A 21,415-nucleotide genomic window follows, 5' to 3' on the forward strand; every position below is an offset into this window, starting at 1 on the left:
GGTGATTAATTTTTGTTAGGGTTTTTCTTATAAAATATTAACTAGCACAACGCGTATAATTAAAAATTATACATAATATATTGTTATTAAATTATTATTTCAATATAATTATATTTATTAAGCTAAAGATTATATGGAGGTTCATTATGAATAATATATTTGTTTCAAAGGAAAAGATAATATCTAAAATGGAGGAGCTAATATCTAAAAATGAAGGGCCCTTTAGCGTGGCAATTGCTGATATTGATGATTTTAAAAATTTGAATTATTTATATGGTGACTCTATAGGTGATGAAGTGATAAAAAAACTTATTTCAATTTTAAATAATAATTTATCTGCTACTGATTTCTTTTGTAGAAATGGTGATGAATTTAATATACTACTTATAAAAAAAGGTGCTGAAAGAAGTTTTATGGAATTGGAAGAAATAAGAAGATACCTATCAGACAACACATTTAGTGTAAGTAATAATACTAAAACAGAAAACATTTATTTCACCTTAAGCTTTGGAGTATCAAGCTATCCTAGAGATGCAAAGAATGTAGTTGAACTTTTTAGAGTAGCAGATAGTGCTTTATTTAGGGCAAAAGAATTGGGCAAAAATAAAATATGTCTTTCAGAAGCAGAAAGTATGGTTTTAAAATCAAATTATTTTACTAAAACTCAACTTGACAGACTTGCCAAACTTTCTAAAGCAACTGTTAGAACTGAAGCATTTCTTCTAAGAGAAGCTCTTGATGATTTGTTTAAAAAATATAGTAGATAATTATTTATATTTAATAAAGGCGAATTCGACCAACTATAGAAGATGGGAGAATTCCGCCTTTTTACGTTAAATCAAGTCTCCAAATGATAGAATCTTTCACTATTTCATTACTGCAATTTATACAATTATGACCCAAAACCTTAATATTTTTTTCGTCTAATACACTACAAATAGCTTCTCCATATGTAATGTCTTTTTTAATTTCCACAGGAGTTGACCTGCAAAAACCCGATTTTTCAAAAGGCAGAGAAGTTCTTGCACAAAGATGTATTATAGAGTTATCAATATAATCCTCTAAACTCTTTATAAGTCCATAGGACATATAACCACTGAATTTTTTATAAATTTCAGGACCTATAATATTTATATCACCACTGGGATCTGCATAAGATATTATTCTGGCACCTTTTTCCAAGGATCTAATAATATATTTTCTAATACTATTTTGTATAGTTAAAAGTGCATTGTAGATAATATCACTTTGCCGGATCAGTCCCCTATAAATAGTTAAATTGTCTATTAGTAAAGTTAATATGGTAAAAGGTGCTTCTATATTAAGTGCTACAATATTTCCCCTTTTATTTAATATTTCAATACAATCTAATACCTCTTTTATCCTACCTTTATCAAGATCAAATTCATAGAGTTCTGAAAGTTCTTCAATTTTAGAATACTTAAAGCCATCTATTAGAATGCCATTGCTATATTCATCTAACCTTACTCCAGCACCAAAAGCTTCTGCTTCTACAGTCACAGAAAAAGGCACATGGCAGATGCATTTCTTATCAAACTCTTTTATTTTTTCAGAAACAACAGCCATATATTCTTTTTTGAAATGCGCATCTCCAAAATATATACCTGTTTCATTTAAAACTGATGCTGGAATTTGCTCCATTCTTTCACCCTTACATATGGAATCAATATGTAAATTCATTATCTATCCCATCCTTTTCACTTTAAGCAGCCTCTTGCCCTTTAGATATAATATCACTTTGAAATACCATCAAGAATATGCTTGATATGTGGAAATTCATCCTCGCTGTGTGGAAAATTCATAGCATTATAAAACTCCATTTCAAAGTCCTTTTCTGCTGCGCACTCAATAAACTGTACATCTTTAGCCACTTCCTCAGCTTCAGTTCTTTTGTCTGTACTTAAAAGAGCTATTTTAGCTCCTTCACCTGCAGCATTTCCTACAACTACTACATTATTTAAATCACAATCTGGAAACAACCCTATAACAAGAGCATTTTCTTTATTAATATAACTGCCAAAGGCACCTGCCAATATAACCCCTTCTACAGAGTCCACATTCCTTTTTTTCATAAGCATTTTTGCCCCTGCATATAATGCTGATTTAGCAAGTTGAACGGATCTTACATCTTTTTGTGTTATAGAAATATCCTTTCCTATGGAAGTATGCTGTTTCCATGCCAATACATACTCCATTTTTCCATTTTCATCCCTGCGGATTCTAGAGCATACTATTTTTTTATCGAAAGTTCCATCTTTTCCTATTATCCCGCTTTTATACATCTCTGCCACAGCATCTATTATTCCAGAGCCGCATATCCCTTTTACACCACCTACATTAATTGCATTATTCCATTTATCCTCTCCAATCACCTTAAAATCAGCTTCTAAAGACATGGAATTTATTTTCACTCTCTCAATAGCTCCCGAGGCTGCTCTCATGCCATACTTTATCTGTGCCCCTTCTAATGCAGGACCCGTTGCACAGGAAGTGGAAAACACCCCTTCTCTATTTCCAAAATTTATTTCACCATTTGTTCCAATATCAATTATCATAAGCATTTTATCTTGTTTGTAGATTTCCTGAGAAATTAATACAGAAACATTATCTGAACCTACAAAACCTCCTTCAATGGGAAGACTGCAAATATAAGCCCCCTTACATATATTTATGCCTAATTCCCTGGATTTAATATTTAACCCCTTGGATGTAACAGGTGTGAAAGGAGATTGTCCAAGATATTCAGGATTTATGTTTAAAGCTATATGATGCATAACAGTGTTAAATACCATTACTACGTCATAAATCTGACTTATATCCCCATTTATTGAATCAGCTAATTCCCTTATTAATCTATTTATCTCTTTGATAATTAAATTATGCATATTTTCAAGACCATTTTCGTTAACACTGCAATAAGAAATTCTAGATAGTATATCTTCTCCATATATAACTTGAGGATTTAAACCCGAAGCCCTATTTATTACCTTGCCACTGGATAAATCACATAAAGCAGCTACAATAGTTGTGGTGCCTATATCCACGGCTACTCCATATATATCTTCATTGAATCCAGGTTCTACAGATATAATTTCCTTATCCATCCACAACGTCACAGTTATCTTATACTTGTCTTTCCTCAATAGTAAAGATAAATTCTGCATTACTTTATAATCCATAAAAATATGTTCTTTTAGATTTCTGTATTTGTGCAGCAGCTCATCTTTAACCCGAGTAAAATCATCTCTACAGTCCTCCAATGTTGGTTCTTTCAATTCTATATAATATTTTTTCACTCCAGGATTTAAAGGTACTGATTTTGATGATGCAGTTTCAAGAACTCTTTGCTCTTCCCTATTACTTTTCTCAGGTACAAAAACTACTATGTCTTCGGTTATTCTGGTACAACAAGCTAACCTAAAATTCTCCAATTGTTCTTTTTCTGTTAAAAGTTCTCTTTCTTTTTCTGTAATTTTGAAACTGCTGCTCCCGCCCAAACTACTATGTTCATTATATGATATTTTCTCCAATTTAACCTTACATTTTCCACAGGTTCCATTCCCCCCGCAGGGAGACTCTAAATTAACGCCAAATTTTTGACAGGCTGCTAAAATAGTTTCTCCCGAAGATATTTTGCCTCTGAGGCCTGTAGGTTGAAAAATAAGATTTACCTCCATTAGCTCCCACCTCTTTTAATTTAAAAGCTAAAATAACTTTACCATGATTTTTACTTAAATTTCTTGTTTTTAAATTTATACAACACTATGGATATTACAATAAAAAATATGAATAATCCCATAAATATCATAAAACCTTTAGCAGAACTTCCTATATCTTTAAATTTGTCATATATGGATTCTGTATTCTGCTTTTTAAATTTAAAAGTACTTATGTTCCCAAAGTTATCTATTATTACACAATCTCCAGAGAGTTTTGCAATTTGTTTTTCATAAGATAAGAACATGAGGGAATTTAAAAGCAAATCCTGCTTAGGTGATGTTACTAATAAAACAGCTTTATTTTTATTGTAGGGTGATACATCAAACTGAAAAATTGATATATTTGAATTGTAAGGTTCTGTTAAGTATAATTTTTCATTTCTTGTAAAAGAGTTATAACTATCATTATATTTAAACCACATATTAGAATTCATGTTTTTTACTAGTTTATTTCTCTCAGGAGTACCATATACTATGAGATTCATGTTATTATATTTATCAGAAAAATTATCTTCTTTTATCACCTTTAAAGTACCTGTATTATAATTTATATACCTTCCCATATAGGAAAAAATTTTGCTTATTCCTTCAATTTCATTTTCAGATAAATCTTTTGGTACTACAAGTGCCACATCATTAAATTGTCCTTCTGAAATAAAAGGTTGGGGGTAGGTAGAAAACTCATAAAAGTTTAATTTATTGGTGGGCACATATATATAGGATTCCCCTGTTACAAGAGCCCAAGGTGTTTCTTCCTCCCTAAATTCACAGTTGGAATTAACTTGTTCAAGATCAAATACAATCTTTATATCCATAAAATTGGATACATTAATATCTGTGGGAATTGCTAATTCCAACTCATCTCCATTACATCTATCCTTATCCAATTTCTTACTGCCTATTGGAGTATTATTCACATATATAGTTGCTAGAGAGCGATTAAAATCTAAATTTTGAGAGTATCGCATAAAAACATTTATCTTAGCTCCTTTAGACAGCTTTCTATTTACAGGAAGACTATAACTTAAAGAGGCACTTTGAGTAAAAGGTCCTTTTAAATCCAATTGCTTAATCCCCATGTCTTTAAATGTAATCTTTGACTTTTGTTGTGACAGATTATTATCTACTTCTATATTTTTGTCTACTTTAAAAGTATCCTCATTTAACTGAGCTGTCAAATCTTTGTTCATTAATAATTTTGCAGATTTTACTAGCATATCTGAACTTTCACTTATTACAGTCATTATTTTATTATTAGAATTAAATGGCGAATCATTTTTCTTTATTACAGCACAATTGTTGTAATCTTCTTTTGATAAGTCCTTGTATAAAGGTTTCAGTTTTTCAGGTAAATCATTAATTCCTCCCAAATATATAATATCCTTATCCTCCGGTATATTGGAGTATTTAACAATTATGCCATCATAGTTTTTATCTTCATTTCCTTTTCCCAAATAAGTCTGAAGCATAAGTGCAGCTGTCAATTCCCCCTCCTTATAATTATCGGGAATTGCTATTACAGAATTATATTGGGATTCTTCATTAACTTTAATAAAAGAATATGTAAATTCAGATATACTATTTGTACTTTCTTTATCTGTAAATGCCATTACTACATTGGATTCACCTTTTAATGTTATCCAATTTCCATTGTTCACGTCATCTGTACAGGGCTTATCAGATATTCTTTTGTAAATCTCCATATTCAATACATTTGAACCGTACTTTACCATTTCAGTAGGTATAGTTACTTTAAAAGTTTGAATGTCCTGTGAATCATTGTAGCTTAATCCAACTGAATAAAAATAATTTCCATTTATGGACAACGTAAGTGTAGACTTTTCTTCATTAGTAATCAATTCACTTAATGAAAAAAATATATTTGCTTCTAAAGAATCCACCTGCATATATTTATCTACTGTAAAATATAAAGAATGAGAAGAAAATACCCCTTTTAGATTAACATCATTTTTTAAAGCAAAAGTTTTATACTTCAGGTTGTAAGGAGCGGCATCAACTGTAAAACAAAATAAATTTATATTTATAATTCCTATTATCAGCACTATTAATATATACTTCAAATATCTATATACTCCCATTTTTCCCCCTTAATTAAAACCTTTCAGTTTTATACCATTTTACTTCCCTTTTAAAAATAATATCCTTAATAAAATTATACAACCCAAGGCCTGCCACAATTCCCCAAAGCTTACAATAAGTAAAATACATAATAAATATATTCATACAATTATTTAAATTTAATTCTCCTTTTTCTGTAGATATGGCAATAAATATAGACAAGCAAAAAACAAAATAGGCCATAATCCATAATATAAAGCTGTACCCTATTATATTCAGCTTTATAACTTCAGTTAAGCCTAGTATAAGCAGTCCATCTGAAATTATAACTGAAGATAAAAAAAAGAAATATATCATAACATAGTATAATACATCAAATCTACTGCTGCCACCTTCTTTGGTGAATATATATTTAAAATTTTTAACTACTACATATACATTCCCCTTGGCCCATCTGCTTCTTTGCTTAAACCAGACTTTTAGTGTTTGTGGTTCCTGTTCCCATGTTACTGAAAGGGGTATAAATTTTATTTTATATCCCATTCTATACAATCTAAAACTTATTTCCGTATCCTCTGTTATGGCTTTTGTATCCCACCCTCCCATTTTTTCTATAATACTTCTTCTAATAACAAAATTAGTACCTGGTATGGTGCAAAGATTTAACAACTGCCATCTGCCTGCCTGTGCCATCCATTGAAAAGTAAGGGTTTCTATGTTTATAAACTTTGTGAGAATATTTTTTTGTTTATTTATACATCTGAATTTACCTATTACCGCCCCTAATTTTCCATCCTGTAAAATAGTATGGATCAAATACTTCAAAGCCATCTTTTCAGGAGTATTGTCTCCATCATAAACGGCTAAAAATGTTCCCTTACTTTTGTTAAACCCAATATTTAAGGCATTTGATTTTCCTTTTCCTCCTATAATATTATCTGTATTTATCACGTTCAAATTTCTGGAGGGATTCTCATGTTGTATCTTTTTTAATATTTCTGCAGAGTTATCGCTGGAATTGTCATTTATAATTATAATTTCATACTTATCCTCCGGGTACTCCAGATTAAGCAGGGATCTTACAGTTTTTTCTATAACCAGAGCTTCATTATGAGCAGGAACCATAACCGATACAAAAGGGTACTCTTCCGGCTCTTTTTCTACGTTCATTTTTAAAGTCTTCAGATAATAAATATATCCCGCTATAACTAATACCACATTCAAAAATATTGTTATCCATATGACAATTAGAGAATATAGCATTAACCCATCAAATATGTTCATTTTAAACAACACCTTTATTTGAAAAATTTCTTTATATCTATTTTTCTACTTATCAGAATAATTATTATAAAAACAATACATATTACCCCTGTAACTTTCATAATATGTGTATATAAAATTCCTATATCCACAGCTTTCACTTTGTCTTCTGCCTTTTTTGTATTCTCATCATTATTCAATTTGCCTGTAGATTCATTATTTAACAATATATCAGACTCTGTATGTTTTAATTCCATTCCACCCAATTTAATTACAGAATCCAGATGTGATGCATCACTAAAATAAAATCCCTTATTTATAATATACTGTACTTTCTCTTCAAAATCCCCTATACTTAAATCTGAATTCAGTACAAAGGCAATATTATGTACATCTTCAAGATTATTATGAATATACTTCTCTGATATATCCACTTTATTGATTATTCTATAAAATGGCTCTATGGAATATTCATTAAAATTCAAAACCCCTATATCTTTATCTTTTTCTATAAATAAATTATCAGAAGAATAATTTATTTCTTTATAATCCTTCTTATATAAAAATCCCTCTGGTATATCCAAAGCAATAGGATAAACTCCGTGATTTATATAAACTTGCTGGGCCAAATCCATTTTAGCTTTTACATCTTTTCCTGGTATATTTTCACCATAAAGTACGGAAGAATGTAATATTATCTCTCCTCCCTTGTCTTTGGCGTATCTTAGTACCTGACAAAAGTTCTTCATGGCATCAAAATTATAATTTTCATAAACCGGCATAACACTGCATATAAAAGAAATTCCCTGATCGTATAAAAAATCTATCTTTTTCACAAAATCATTTAAATCCACAAAAGGATATACTTTATCAATTAATATATATACATTACTTTCTTTCCAACCTGTACCTTTAATAAATACATATATTTTTTTTCTAAAATCAGCGTAACCTATACTTTCTGAAGAAAAGTCAGCGATATATTGAATTTTTCCCGAAGAATTCAATGAAGTATTAAAATTTTTCCCTATCCACATTATCTTCCCCTTAAATGTAAATAAACTTTTACTAAAATCAGAAGATACTGCCTGTAAACAATTATTAAAAAGTATAATTAGGAATTTATATTTATCAAGTATATTTTCAGAATAAGCAGTTATATTTACTATATCGACTCCTTCTCCTGCATCTAATACTGATTGAACCAGGGAATTCAATTTATTTTCTTTATAGCCAAATTCATTATAAGAATCATATATAATCAACACATTGTTATCCTGTGCTTTAACTTTTCCAGCTAAAAGTACTATTAATACTATTACCCATATTAAAAACTGTACTCTATTTGCTTTAAACATCATAATGTGTTTCCATTTCTGCCTTGTTTATAAAATCCATCACATCTTTTACATTTTCATTATACACCTGATATCCTATTTCCACTTCCACCTTTAAACCTTTAAATACACTATCCTTTTCCAGATTTATTTTCTCTATGTTTTCCTTAAATCTTTTTTTCACTATTTCACATCCCTTTTTATCACAAATGAGTAGAAAAGCAAATGCATCTTCGTCATTGAGTATATATTTTCTATCTTCTAATCTTAAAGAATTGCCAAATATTTCAGAACTCTTCACAATTATATCCTTAAAAAAATGCTTACCTATAATGCTTTTAAGCTTTCTACTGTATTTAAATTTTACCAACATAAGTGAAACAGGTATATTATATCTTTTTCCCATGCTCATATAAATGGGAATTTCATTAAAAAGAGCTGAATAGTTCCTTATTCCTGTAAGTTCATCTATCATTACTAAATTCTTGTTACTCTCATAAATATTTTTTGACTGAATTTGAAGTTCTAGTATATATTTTGCCATAGCACTTACTACTACTGCAATTATAGGTATTATAATAATCCAATAGTATACTTTACCATCTATTGAAATTCCCTTTGCAATATTTTTATAAAGATTGTAACTTGAATATACAAAATCTACAACTAAAACCGATATTAAAGAAATAGTTATATTGGTATAATAACTTATAAGTGCTACTATCATAGCTAATGTCAGCATAATGTAATTTTCAAAACTTTCTTTAATCCCAATATATTGAAATGACATGCATATAACAAAAAAGCAGGCAATAAATACCGTTATAACTATATCTATCCTTTTTCTATAACTTTCAATATCCATAGCTATTCCTGTCCCCCTTCTTAACCTCATTTCAACACTATCTTCTAAAATACTCTCATATTGTTCAAAACAGAAAAATATATTTATTATAAGCACAGTTTCAACTAAACCTTAAAATTAGTTACTGTTTACTTTTTTCTATTTTTAACATTAATAATTGTGCAACAAAATGCAAAAGTATAATATCAAATGCAACGTTAAACATAAATACGTGCTTGCCAAGATCCGCATCTCCAGCTCCCAATATAGAAATAAATATCTGCGATACTCCCACTAGAAATACATACACAAATACTTCTTCATATAACTGCAAATCCAAATCCTCCTTTTTTCTTAACAGGATATATCTTTTACCTGCAAGCATAAAGTATATCCCAAAAAATAGCAAAGTTAAAAATAAATTATGTGGAATATACTTTTCTTTCAATGTACTCCACAGGGGAAAAAAATAGGATTTGCTGCCAGGAGTTTTTCCCTCTCTCTTTTCATAGTTTCCTATTACCTTAGGCCTAATAGAATATCCATTAATTACAGCAAAGTTTATCATTTTTATAAATACTTTTGGGTTGTTCAAATAAAAGCCAAGTATGCTAAAAAAAGAATACTTACTGTAAAACTCTTTTTTTAATTTATCATCACCGGGATTAATTACAGGTATTTGATTAAAATATATTGTTTCCTGTAACAAGGAGTACTGGGAATTAATATTAAACTCTTTTAGTATCTTATCTGAATCCCACTGATACAAAAGCACTCCCCTAGTCATAGCATGATATCTGTTTATATAATCAAAATCTCCAGATATGGCCCTGTAAAAATAAAAAGAAGAAAGTAGAGTAATCATTGATAATCCCAGGGCAGTATAACGAAAACTTTTTGCCTTATTTATCATAAACAACCTAAAAAGTATAACTGCCGTTAAAATTCCTACAGGTGCCAACTGTTGTTTGGAACCTATAAAGATAAAAGATGATAAAAAAAATATAAATAAATTTAAAATACTGTACTTTTTAAATTTACACATATAAAATAGTATTCCTAAACTAAATAAAAAAAAACTTAAACTTGTAGCTTCCCCATAGAAAGAATTAAAATAAGCTATATATCCAGTATCACAAAATATAAAAATATATAAAATGGTTATAAAAATCTTGTATTTAACAGAATGTATATTGAAAGTTAATGTTTTTACAATAAAATATGCTCCAAAAATATATATTAAGATATACAAAAATGCCAAAATTCTTATATCAAATATATAATTTTTAGTAAAAATTTTACTTATAAAAACAACTGTTTTTGTGACTATCAACTGGGTGGAAACTATAAATTTCGGATTTTCATTGTTATATTTGTAAATACCATAATCTTTAGTAAAATATTTCAAAAACTTTTCATCTTTATCCTTATTTTGTAGATAATATAAATCACTCTGACTGATTATTCGATTGAAGTCTCCATTATCTGACATGCCAATTATAGGTCTTACAAATAAAGTTACAATACATATAAATGCCACCAATACAGCAGTTAAAATTTCAAATTTTATTTTTTTTATAGGAAATCTAAATTTTATCATTACAAACTACCTTTTATAATTAGTTTTTACTATTAATTTTATAATAGCATTTTTTATTTTTCAATAAGGAAAATCAATTAATAAATAATTTTATATGGCAATTAATATATAAATTTGAGCACTTGGAAAATATATGCTATAATTTATTTAGATCATCTATCAAATCATTCTTAGTTTCAAAAGGAGCTTGTTTATTAAAAAATGCTTTTCTCCATACAGATTTCAAAAAACATACCAAAAGTAGACTTTTAATATATTATAATTTTTTTACCTTAAAAAATTATTAAATTAGACAAAAAGTCAAATAATATTTATATAAGAATATAAGGGGGACATACGTAATGAAAATATTTTTTAAAAAAATCACTGCTTTAGTGGTAATTTCTTTTATGTTATTTTCTTCGTCTAATATGGTACTTTCCAACAAAGTTGTCTATGCATCAAATACAAATATTTCAGCTTGTGATGAAATAGGAAAAACCTACTATGGATTTGAACTTACTTCAATAAAAGAAATACCAAAAATCAACTCTTCTGTTATGTTATTTACTCATGTAAAAACTGGTGCAAAACTTATGTACGTTAGCAATGAAGACATTCAAAGGGTATTTGATATAAGTTTCCGCACTCCCACTTTAGATAATACCGGAGTAAATCACATTATTGAACACTCAGTTTTAGATGGCTCTAAAAACTATCCTGTTAAATCTCCATTTACAGAGCTTTTAAAAAGTTCTTTAGGTTCTTTTATCAATGCCATGACCAGCAGTGATTATACCACATATCCTGTGGCAAGTACAAATGAAAAAGATCTCAAAAATTTAATGAGTGTATATTTAGACGGGGTATTTTATCCAAATTTTACTACAAATTTTAATATATTTAAACAGGAAGGATGGAGATATGAACTTCCATCAGCAGATTCTAACCTGTCAATTAACGGTATAGTATACAACGAGATGAAAGGTAATTATTCAAATCCAGATTACATTTTACATAACGCAAAAATGCAATCACTTTTTCCTGATACTTCTCACAGATGGGATGCAGGTGGGAATCCTGAAGAAATTCCAAACCTTACAATAGAACAATTAGTGTCAACATACAAAAAAAATTATTCACCCTCCAACAGCTATATATATCTATACGGTAAATTAAATATAGAAGAGTATCTTGAATTTATTGACCAGAATTATTTAAGTAAATTTGATAAGGTAGAAACAAATACCTCCATAAAACCACAGGAACCTCTCTCCAACATACCTGTAAAGACAGTTTACTACTCTATACCAGAGGACAGTGATACAAAAGATAAAACTTATCTTTCCTTAAACTTTGTTACAGGAACTATAGATAACAGAGAAGAAAATATATCCCTAAGCTTTTTGAATTATCTGCTTATGGGTACAGATAATGCTCCACTTAAAAAAGCTCTTGCAGCCAAAGGCATTGCAGTAAATGTAACCTCCTCCTTTAATATGGAAGGTATTCAGCCTACATTTTCCATTGATGCCTCTAATTCAAACGAGTCTTCCAGTGAAGTTTTTAAACAAACCATTTTTAGTACATTACAGGATATCTATAAAAATGGCTTTGATAAGAATTTTCTTAAGTCTGCACTGGCATCTTATGATATAAGTGCTAACTCTGAGGAACTTATATTGCCTTCTCTTGGCGGAACAGGTCTTCTGCTGTCACAAACCACACTAGCTACATGGATATATGATAAAGATCCTACCATGTACTTTGACACAGATGATATAATGGAAAAAATCAAAAAAACAGATGAAAATGAGTACTTCAAAAACCTCATTAATAAGTATTTTCTTACAAATAACTATTATTCACTAGTTATAATGAAACCTGAAGTAGGTCTTGATAGTACATCTTCCAAAACTCTTGCAGAAAAGCTTCAGACTTATAAAAACAGCTTAGATGAAACAACAATTAATTCTCTGGTAAAAGATACTGAAGATTTTACATCATGGCAAGAAAGTGAAGATTCTAAAGAAGCACTGGACACTTTACCAAAACTTTCTTTAGATGACATTGAATTTGAACTTCCTAATTTAAGCTATAGAGTTGAAAATCAATCTGGTGTAAAAGTTCTTAGTCATGTACAAGATTTAAATGGTCTATCCACCTTGAATTTTTACTTTGATACATCCAGCGTTCCACAGGATGAATTACACTACTTAAGTTTATTATCCTCCTTACTTGGAAGTGTAGATACCAAAAAACATACTTCTGAGGAGCTTTCAAATAAAATGATGGAAAATGCCGGAGGACCTATAAGCTTTATACCTTCTGCAATAACAGATAGTAAAAATCTTACTAAATATTCTCCTAAAATTATAGTATCTATGTTACTACCTGAGGATACTATTGATGAATCTCTCGATATAATCAAGGAAATTGTAAATGAAAGCAGTTTTGAAAATAAAGATAAAATAAAACAAATCATAGAACAAAACAAAACAGCTCTTCAGTCAATTTTTACCTCTGGTTCCGGAAGTGCTGCACTTATGGCTATGAACTCTTATATGAGCGAAGGCGGAAAATATAATGAAGAACTTTCTGGTGTTTCATATTATAAATTCTTACAGAATTTAGATGATAATTTTGATTCAAAATGGGGGGATATCCGTAAAAACCTAAATAGTACCTATAAGCTTGCTTTTAATAAAAACAATCTCATAGCAAGCTGCAGCGGAAGTAATTCATCCATTAAAAAATTTAAAACTGAATTAAATCGCATAAGTTCTGAAATTACATCTAAAAATATTCCACAACAAGATTATACTTTTACAGAAACCAATAAAAACATAGCATTTTCTTCTTCTGCCAAAGTACAAACAATACTACAAGGTGGAACTTTAAAAGGTACAGGATATAGTTACAGTGGAAAGATGATGGTACTTCAAAATATATTAAATACGGAATATCTATGGAATGAGTTAAGGACATCCGGCGGTGCCTATGGAGGACAAATCTCCATTTCATCAGATGGAAAAGTTATACTTGCATCCATAAGAGATCCAAACATAAAAGAAACCTTTGAAACTTTTAAAAATACTGTAGATTATCTTAAAAATTTTCAAGCATCAGAGGATGAAATGACAAAATATATCATAGGTGCCATTAAAGAATTTGTAAATTTAAAGATCAGTGGCCCACTGGTGGAAAGTGCCCTCTGTGACTCAATATATCTTACAGGTTTTTCGCCTAACGATCTTTTAAAATACGAAAAAGAAGCTCTTTCCACTACACCGGAAGACATAAGAGATTATGGAAATATGTTAGATAAAGTTTTGAATCAGAATATATATTTCTTAGAAGGCTCCAGTGATAAAATCCAGGAAAACAAAGAATTATTCAATGAAATTGTAGATACAGGAAAATAAAGATTAAATATTCCCTTAAAGTAATTTACACTTTTTCTATACTTTAAGGGTTTTTCCTTTTTCATATATTTTTCTATGAATTACTTCATTATCATTGCTTATCTGATAATTTATTGGTTTACAAATTTAATACAGTAAATTATAATGTTTAGTGTAATTAGAATTCATACAAATAGGGGGATATATAAAATAATGAAGAAAAAATTTGGAATTTTAACTATAGTAATATTCCTGATGGGAATATTACTTACAGGATGTGGACAAACTCAAAAGTCAAAGGATACATCCTGGGATGATATAAAATCAAAAGGTAAATTTATAGTAGGACTAGATGACAGCTTCCCTCCAATGGGATTTAGAGACGAAAAAGGTCAAATAGTAGGATTTGACATAGATATGGCAAAAGCAGTAGCTGAAAAACTGGGAGTTAAAGTTGAGTTCAAACCTGTTGACTGGGATGGAGTAATACTTAGTTTAAATAATAAAGATATAGATGTCATATGGAATGGTTTAAGCATATCTGAAGAGAGGAAAAAGCAAATAGATTTTTCAGAGGTATATCTTCAAAACAAACAGATAATAGTAGTACAAAAAGATTCCACTATAAACAATAAAAAGGATTTATCAAGTAAAACAGTAGGATTACAAATGGGAAGCACCAGTGAAAAAGCATTAAAAGCAGATACTTCTACCTCTAAATCTTTAAAAGAAGTTAGAAAATATTCAAACAACACAGAAGCACTCTTAGATTTAAGTCAGGGGCGTACAGATGCAGTAATAGTAGATGAAGTTGTAGGAAGATATTACATAGAAAAGAAACCTGGTTTATATAAAATACTGGATGATAATTTTGGCGTAGAAGATTACGGTGTAGGTATCAGAAAAACAGATACAAGTTTTAAAGAAAAACTAAACGAAGCATTAAATACTATAAAAAGTGACGGAACCGCAGATAAAATATCTCAAAAGTGGTTTGGTAAAAATATAGTTACAAAATAATTGATTAGGATGTGATTTGCGTGTCTGAACTTATGGACATTACAGGATTTATACTTAAGGGAAGCTTAATAACTATAGAATTGTTTTTCATAACGGCTATTTTTTCTATACCTCTTGGAGGTATAGTTGCTGTAGGAAAAATATCTAAGATCAAGCCTTTAAAAGCTATATTAAGCTTATATACCTGGGCTTTTAGAGGAACACCTCTGTTATTACAGCTATTTTTTACATACTTTGGTCTTCCTGTAATTGGCATAAGATTATCGCCACTAGCTGCTGCAAGTTTAGCCTTTACCATAAATTATGCTGCATATTTGGCAGAAATATTCAGAGCAGGCATTGAATCCATAGATAAAGGACAATTTGAAGCTGCAAAAGCTTTAGGAATGAATTACTATGAAACCATAACAAGAATAATCATTCCCCAGGCTATTAGAAATGTACTTCCTGCCGTGTGTAACGAAAGTATAAACTTAGTAAAAGATTCAGCCCTAGTAGCTACTATCGGAGTTGGTGATCTTTTAAGGGCAGCAAAAGAAGTGGTAACTCGTGATTTTACAATTACTCCTTTCTTCATAGCTGCAGCCCTATATCTTCTCATAACTTCAGTTTTGGTTATAGGTTTTAGACAATTAGAAAAGAAATATTCTGTAAAATAACTTATTGCATATTTTTGCAAGATCAATTTTTAGGAAGTTAAATTTCGTTATCTGGTACTAACGAAATTTGGCTTTTCTTTATTTTTATATATATTATCATTTTCCAGACACTCTTCTAAACATTCTTCTATTACTTCCATGGTTATTTTGAATTTTTTAGTATCTTTCATTTTATACCTCCTTACTAACAATTTACTTTAATCTTTTTAAGTTCTAAATCTATTAAATCAAATTTAAGAAAACGTATACAACGCATAACTGTTAACGTGAATGAATCACTAACTCTACAATCAAGTGATTAAGAGGTTCAGATGGAGTTTGCTATGAATAAATACTTATCCTCCATCGGAACCTTTCATATTTATATACTATTAAAAATCCTCAAAAAAGTTACTAAAAATTACATTTTAAGATAAATCTAATATATAATCCTTACAAAACAAATATAAATACTTATTTTTAACTTTCTTCCCTGTTAGTTTTTCAAGTGCTCTTCCATAATAATAAATTTGAATTTGATATTTTTCTCTGATTAAATCTACATCTTCCACATAATCTGTTTTATAATCCAGTAATATTAATTTATTATCTTCTTCAAAATAACAATCTACTATTCCTTGAATTAATACTTTTTCATCTTTATATATGTGCCGGGGCAGTTGTTTATATAATTCCGTACTCTCCACTTCCATATAAAAAGGAACTTCTCTATATAAATTATTTGATTTTTTCATTCTTACTCCAATTTCAGAACTAAAAAACTTCAGTATTTTATATATTGATATGGATTTAGCTTCTGCTTCAGTTATAAATTCCCTAAATACTAATTCATCTATTTGTTCTTTTATATCATTGTAAGAATCAGCTCTATAAATATCAATGTGCTGCATAACAAGATGCATGATAATTCCTTTCTCAGAGGCAGTAAATCCTTTCTTATCTCTTAAAAAGGCGGGCTTTTTTAAATATATTGGCTCCATAAACTCAACACCATTTTCTGTGTCTATTAGCTTAAATCTCCTTTTTAATTCAGATACTGAAAATTTGGCAGCTATTTTGGAAGATTGTTCATATTTATAAGTCCAATTAAGTCTTCTATTCACTTCATTTTTGTATATTGCTTTATTATCATCTAATTCTAAACTTTTAATCTGTCCTATAATATCTTCGTCTATATTATCCTTCTCTGTATTCTTAAAATCATCTCTATTATATACAAATACCTTCCATTTAGAATCATCTTCTTTTATAGAAGTTAAATCATACTTAAAAGGACACATTTCTCTGATAAGGTCTCCACAGGGATGCCTTGCTACTGCAGGTCCTATCCAGTCCAGAAAATTCCTGGCATTTGCAAGTGAATATTCAGACAATTTATCTCCTTTACAATGGGATGCTTCACACCATCTTTGAAAGGTATTTTCAATATTATCTACTGTTCCTGTTATTATAAGTTTTTCTTTAGCCCTAGTAAAAGCTACATAAAGTATTCTCATCTCTTCTGAAAGGGTTTCTATCTTTAATTTTCTTTTTAACACCTGTTTAAAAATAGTAGGATAGGAAATATTTCTTTTAGAATTTACATACTCTGGTCCAATACCCAGTTCTTTGTGAAACAATATGCTCTTGTTTATATCCGTGAAATTAAATCTCTTTCCTGCTCCAGAAAGTATTATTACAGGAAATTCTAATCCTTTACTCTTATGTATGCTCATTATTCTAACTACATTATCATTTTCCCCAAGTATCTTGGCATTTCCCATATCAGTACTGCTGCTTTTAAGCCTATTTATAAAGTTTATAAAATTAAACAGACCTTTATAACTAATATTTTTGTACTGTTTAGCTCTTTCAAACAACATTCTCAAATTTGCCTGTCTTTGAATGCCTCCAGGCATAGCACCTACAAATCCATAATATCCTGTTTCTATATAAATATTCCATATAAATTCATCTATAGGCATGTGTATAACTTTTTTTCTCCAAACACAAAGTTTATTAAAAAATTGTTCCACCTTGTATTCTAATCTATCATCTATATGTTCTAAAGAGTACTTTGACTCCTGACTGTGATTATCTATGGCTTTTAATATCTCATAAAAAGATATCTCTCTATTAACCACCCTTAAATCTATAAGATCCTCTGGAGAAAATCCTCCTATAGGAGAACGTAGTACTGCTATAAAAGGAACATCCTGCAGCGGATTGTCTATTATCTGAAGAAGAGATATTATGGTTTTTATTTCTATAGTCTGAAAATACCCTACAGAAGTATCTGCAAATACAGGTATTCCTGAATTATTTAGTTCCTCCACAAACACAGGTGCCCAATTCTGTGTGGCACGCATCAATATCACTATATCTTTATACATTACCTCTCTATAGCTGTTACTCTCCTTGTCATAAACCCTAAAACCATATTGTCTTAATGGAGGATGAGGATTTACCAATTCATTTATTTTAGAAGCCACCAATCGTGCTTCCACTGAAATAGCATCCAATGGCTCTTCCTCATTTTCATCCTCTTCCATTTTACTCTGATTTTCCTTTTTATCTACTATATGAAGGTCTATATATCCCTCACACTCTCTTTCAAAAGGCTTATATTTTGCAGAACTTTTTAAACATTCTCCCGAACCATAATCAAGTTCCCCTACTTCCCTGCACATTATTTGTTTAAATATATAATTTATGCCATCTATTACTTCTCTTCTACTTCTAAAATTTTCAGATAATTTTATTTTTCTGTTCTTACTACCCTCCTTTTCATCATAACTATTATACTTTTCTAAGAATAATTCCGGTCTTGCCTGTCTAAATCTATATATACTCTGTTTTACATCTCCTACCATAAATAAATTAGCACGAATATCCTTTTTACTTATCATATTCATTATAACTTCCTGAACCTCATTACTATCTTGATACTCATCTATAAATATTTCTTCAAAATATTTTCTGTATTCTAAGGCAGCTTCTGAGGGAACTATATATCCATTTTTATCTTTATCCGTTAATATTTCAAGACATAAATGTTCTATATCATTAAAGTCTATCATATTTCTCTCATTCTTTTTAACTTGGTACTTATCATAAAAATCCATAACAAGGGAAATCAGAGATTTCATCAAAGGATATATTTCTTTTAAATCCTGATATATATTATCTGTGCACAAAATTATATCTTCTCTTATACCAATTAACTTCTTTTTTACCTCATCTCTTGTATTTCTTGCTTTATCTTTATAAACTTTAATCATAGGATCTGTTTTCTTAGAGGAAAGCTTTTTAAAATTCAGTTTAATAAATCCATTTATTATTTCATCCCAGGTAGTAACACCTATAAGCTTATCTATATTTTCAATATCACTTTTAAAGTATTCCAAATAATGCTCCAATCCTTCTATGCTTTCAATTATATTTAGCATATTTTCCATCTTATTTTTACAACCTTTAAGTTCTACAGTTATATTGTGCATAAGCACTTTAACCCACTTGGTATCTCCAAAGTTAAAATCACTACTTAAATTAAAGTCTTTCAGTATATCCCCAAGCCATCTTTTAGGCCATGGGTTACCTTGTGAAAATTCATATAAGGAAAGCACAATATCTTGAAGCTTATTATCATTTTTCCCTCCGTATCCATCCACCAAATTTAAAAATCCAGGATTTTCTTCTTCATACTTTTGTTCGAATACTTCTAAAAGGGCATCCTGCTTTAATAATTTGGATTCTGTACCATCACATATCCTGAAATTAGGATCTAACTCTATTCTATGAAAATTATTCTTTATAACTTTAAGACAAAAAGAATGTATTGTCATTATATTGGATTGGTTTAACAAGGCAAGCTGTCTTTGAAGATTTTTAGAAGTACACTCTACTTCAAGCAGTTTAGAAAGTGCCTCTCCCACTCTCTCTTTCATCTCAGAAGCTGCTGCATTTGTAAATGTAACTACTAATAATTTATCTATATCAACTTCTTCACTATCATTTATTACTTTCTTTAATATTCTCTCTACCAATACTGCAGTTTTACCGGTTCCAGCTCCTGCTGCCACCAATAGATTGCAATTTGGAGTAAATATGGCATTTTTTTGAGCTTCTGTCCACTTCGTATTCATATTTATCACCTTATTCAATTCTATCAAAATATACTCCCATTAACATACTACTTTATTTTTACCTGTATTTTTTGCCTTGTACAAATTTACATCAGCTTTTCTTATCATGTCTTCAATATTTTCTTCACTATTAGAGGATATACTTATTCCCATGGAAACTGTTACATGAGATGTACTATCATTATATTCTATTAGTTCCTTTTCTATACGTTTCCTTATTGCAGTCATCCTGTTATATACATCTAAAGTTCCTTTAATATCATACATATATATTATAATTTCTTCCCCGCCATATCTAGCTACCAGGTCTTCCTTTCTAAGACTGCTTTTTATTATATTACTTACAGTTTTAAGCACTTCATCACCGTACTGATGTCCAAAATTGTCATTAAACATTTTAAAATTATCTATATCTACCATTATTATAGCAAATCCGCAGCCACAATTCTTTATTTTTTCCTTTATGATAGAAAAAAAGTAATTTCTGGTAAAAAGTCCTGTTAAAAAATCTTTTTGGGAATTTTCTTTTATCTTATTATAAAGCCTGTTATTTTCTATACATATGGCAATTTGATTACTAAGTGCAGTCAAAAGTTTAATATGCTGTTCATTTAAATAATTATATATTTTATGTTCTACTATAATTGCACCAAGAAGACTTTGTTTTAAATATATTGGCATGAATATTGAAGAGTGGATTTGAATATTATCATCTTTACATATATTATCAAGAGAATTGTGTAATTTAGTATCTAAATCGCGTACTAATCTGCCATTGTATTCATTTATACTATAGTGATGTTTAGTGCTGCTTAAATTAGTACACTTCAATCTCAATTTTCTATTTTCCAAAATATACACAGTAGAATAGGTTACTCCTAAAATTCCTATCATTATATCCTGTATTTTAGAAATTATCTCCACACTTCCAAGACATTTATTTATATACTCACTTGTCTCAACTATTAGAGACAACATATCCAGCTTTTTATCTAACTCTACAATTTTTATATTTTGTCTTTGTATGGTTTCTTCAGCCATTTTTTGATAACCTTCATAATCAAGCCTTAGTTTATTATATTTCTCCAATAATGATGCTAACATAAGCCTCTCCTCTATTTAAAACTATTAATCAAGTTCCTCTTAGTTTCAATGAAGTTTCATTATAAAAATACTTCTTTCCCTAAATTCTAGAAGAACTTATCCAAATACATATTAGTGCTTATCTCCAACTTTTAAAAAGATGAAAGTTTAGTACCTACAGTGTCGGGATAAATTAAAAAATTAAATAACTAATACAACACGGTTATAAAAATTATTATATATTATATAATTATACTTTTAAAAGTGTATATTCACAAGAAAA

14 protein-coding genes are annotated in these 21,415 nt (G+C 29.3%); 4 read left to right on the top strand and 10 right to left on the bottom strand.

The features are described 5' to 3' along the window. The first annotated feature begins 146 nt into the window (after positions 1-146). Complete coding sequence (locus V7Q02_RS10730; RefSeq protein ID WP_333861017.1) at positions 147-767, top strand: GGDEF domain-containing protein; 621 nt, start codon at positions 147-149, stop codon at positions 765-767. Between the two features lie 61 nt (positions 768-828). Here V7Q02_RS10730 and V7Q02_RS10735 read toward each other — a convergent pair whose 3' ends face one another. Genes V7Q02_RS10735 through wsfD form a run of 7 tightly spaced genes read right to left on the bottom strand, consistent with a single transcriptional unit; the run spans position 829 to position 10,863 of the window. Continuing rightward, a complete protein-coding gene (locus tag V7Q02_RS10735) occupies positions 829-1,701 on the bottom strand; it encodes a uroporphyrinogen decarboxylase family protein (RefSeq protein ID WP_333861018.1) in 873 nt (290 codons plus the stop codon). Positions 1,702-1,754: 53 nt separating this feature from the next. Then, positions 1,755-3,698, bottom strand: a complete 1,944-nt coding sequence (locus V7Q02_RS10740) for an ASKHA domain-containing protein (protein WP_333861019.1) — start codon at positions 3,696-3,698, stop codon at positions 1,755-1,757. Positions 3,699-3,748: 50 nt separating this feature from the next. Next, the gene (locus V7Q02_RS10745; protein WP_333861020.1) at positions 3,749-5,839 is read right to left on the bottom strand and encodes a cellulose biosynthesis cyclic di-GMP-binding regulatory protein BcsB; all 2,091 of its coding nucleotides are present in this window, start codon (positions 5,837-5,839) and stop codon (positions 3,749-3,751) included. A gap of 13 nt (positions 5,840-5,852) precedes the next feature. Beyond that, complete coding sequence (locus V7Q02_RS10750; RefSeq protein WP_333861021.1) at positions 5,853-7,103, bottom strand: glycosyltransferase; 1,251 nt, start codon at positions 7,101-7,103, stop codon at positions 5,853-5,855. A 14-nt stretch (positions 7,104-7,117) separates the two neighbouring features. Continuing rightward, positions 7,118-8,443 carry a DUF2334 domain-containing protein gene (locus tag V7Q02_RS10755; RefSeq protein WP_333861022.1) on the bottom strand — a complete coding sequence of 442 codons (1,326 nt, stop codon included), beginning with the start codon at positions 8,441-8,443 and terminating at the stop codon, positions 7,118-7,120. Continuing rightward, a complete protein-coding gene (locus tag V7Q02_RS10760; RefSeq protein WP_333861023.1) occupies positions 8,433-9,380 on the bottom strand; it encodes a diguanylate cyclase domain-containing protein in 948 nt (315 codons plus the stop codon). Before V7Q02_RS10760 ends, V7Q02_RS10755 begins: the two co-directional genes overlap by 11 nt. 25 nt (positions 9,381-9,405) lie before the next feature. Beyond that, positions 9,406-10,863, bottom strand: coding sequence for a glycan biosynthesis hexose transferase WsfD (wsfD, locus tag V7Q02_RS10765; protein ID WP_333861024.1), 1,458 nt, complete (start codon positions 10,861-10,863; stop codon positions 9,406-9,408). A 341-nt stretch (positions 10,864-11,204) separates the two neighbouring features. Here wsfD and V7Q02_RS10770 point away from each other — a divergent pair, with 341 nt between their 5' ends. From V7Q02_RS10770 to V7Q02_RS10780, 3 genes are all read left to right on the top strand, one after another. Then, a complete protein-coding gene (locus V7Q02_RS10770) occupies positions 11,205-14,267 on the top strand; it encodes an insulinase family protein (protein WP_333861025.1) in 3,063 nt (1,020 codons plus the stop codon). Between the two features lie 192 nt (positions 14,268-14,459). After that, complete coding sequence (locus V7Q02_RS10775; protein WP_333861026.1) at positions 14,460-15,266, top strand: amino acid ABC transporter substrate-binding protein; 807 nt, start codon at positions 14,460-14,462, stop codon at positions 15,264-15,266. Between the two features lie 20 nt (positions 15,267-15,286). Then, positions 15,287-15,925, top strand: a complete 639-nt coding sequence (locus V7Q02_RS10780; RefSeq protein ID WP_333861027.1) for an amino acid ABC transporter permease — start codon at positions 15,287-15,289, stop codon at positions 15,923-15,925. Between the two features lie 47 nt (positions 15,926-15,972). On the opposite strand, the gene V7Q02_RS10785 is transcribed toward V7Q02_RS10780, so the two are convergent. From V7Q02_RS10785 to V7Q02_RS10795, 3 genes are all read right to left on the bottom strand, one after another. Continuing rightward, entirely contained in the window at positions 15,973-16,095 is a 123-nt protein-coding gene (locus tag V7Q02_RS10785; protein WP_333861028.1) for a hypothetical protein, read from the bottom strand. A gap of 237 nt (positions 16,096-16,332) precedes the next feature. Further along, complete coding sequence (addA, locus tag V7Q02_RS10790) at positions 16,333-20,049, bottom strand: helicase-exonuclease AddAB subunit AddA (protein ID WP_333861054.1); 3,717 nt, start codon at positions 20,047-20,049, stop codon at positions 16,333-16,335. A 39-nt stretch (positions 20,050-20,088) separates the two neighbouring features. Further along, positions 20,089-21,153, bottom strand: a complete 1,065-nt coding sequence (locus tag V7Q02_RS10795; protein ID WP_333861029.1) for a sensor domain-containing diguanylate cyclase — start codon at positions 21,151-21,153, stop codon at positions 20,089-20,091. Positions 21,154-21,415 lie beyond the last annotated feature (262 nt).

The organism is Clostridium sp. (assembly GCF_036781005.1).
Taxonomy (GTDB): domain Bacteria; phylum Bacillota; class Clostridia; order Clostridiales; family Clostridiaceae; genus Clostridium_B.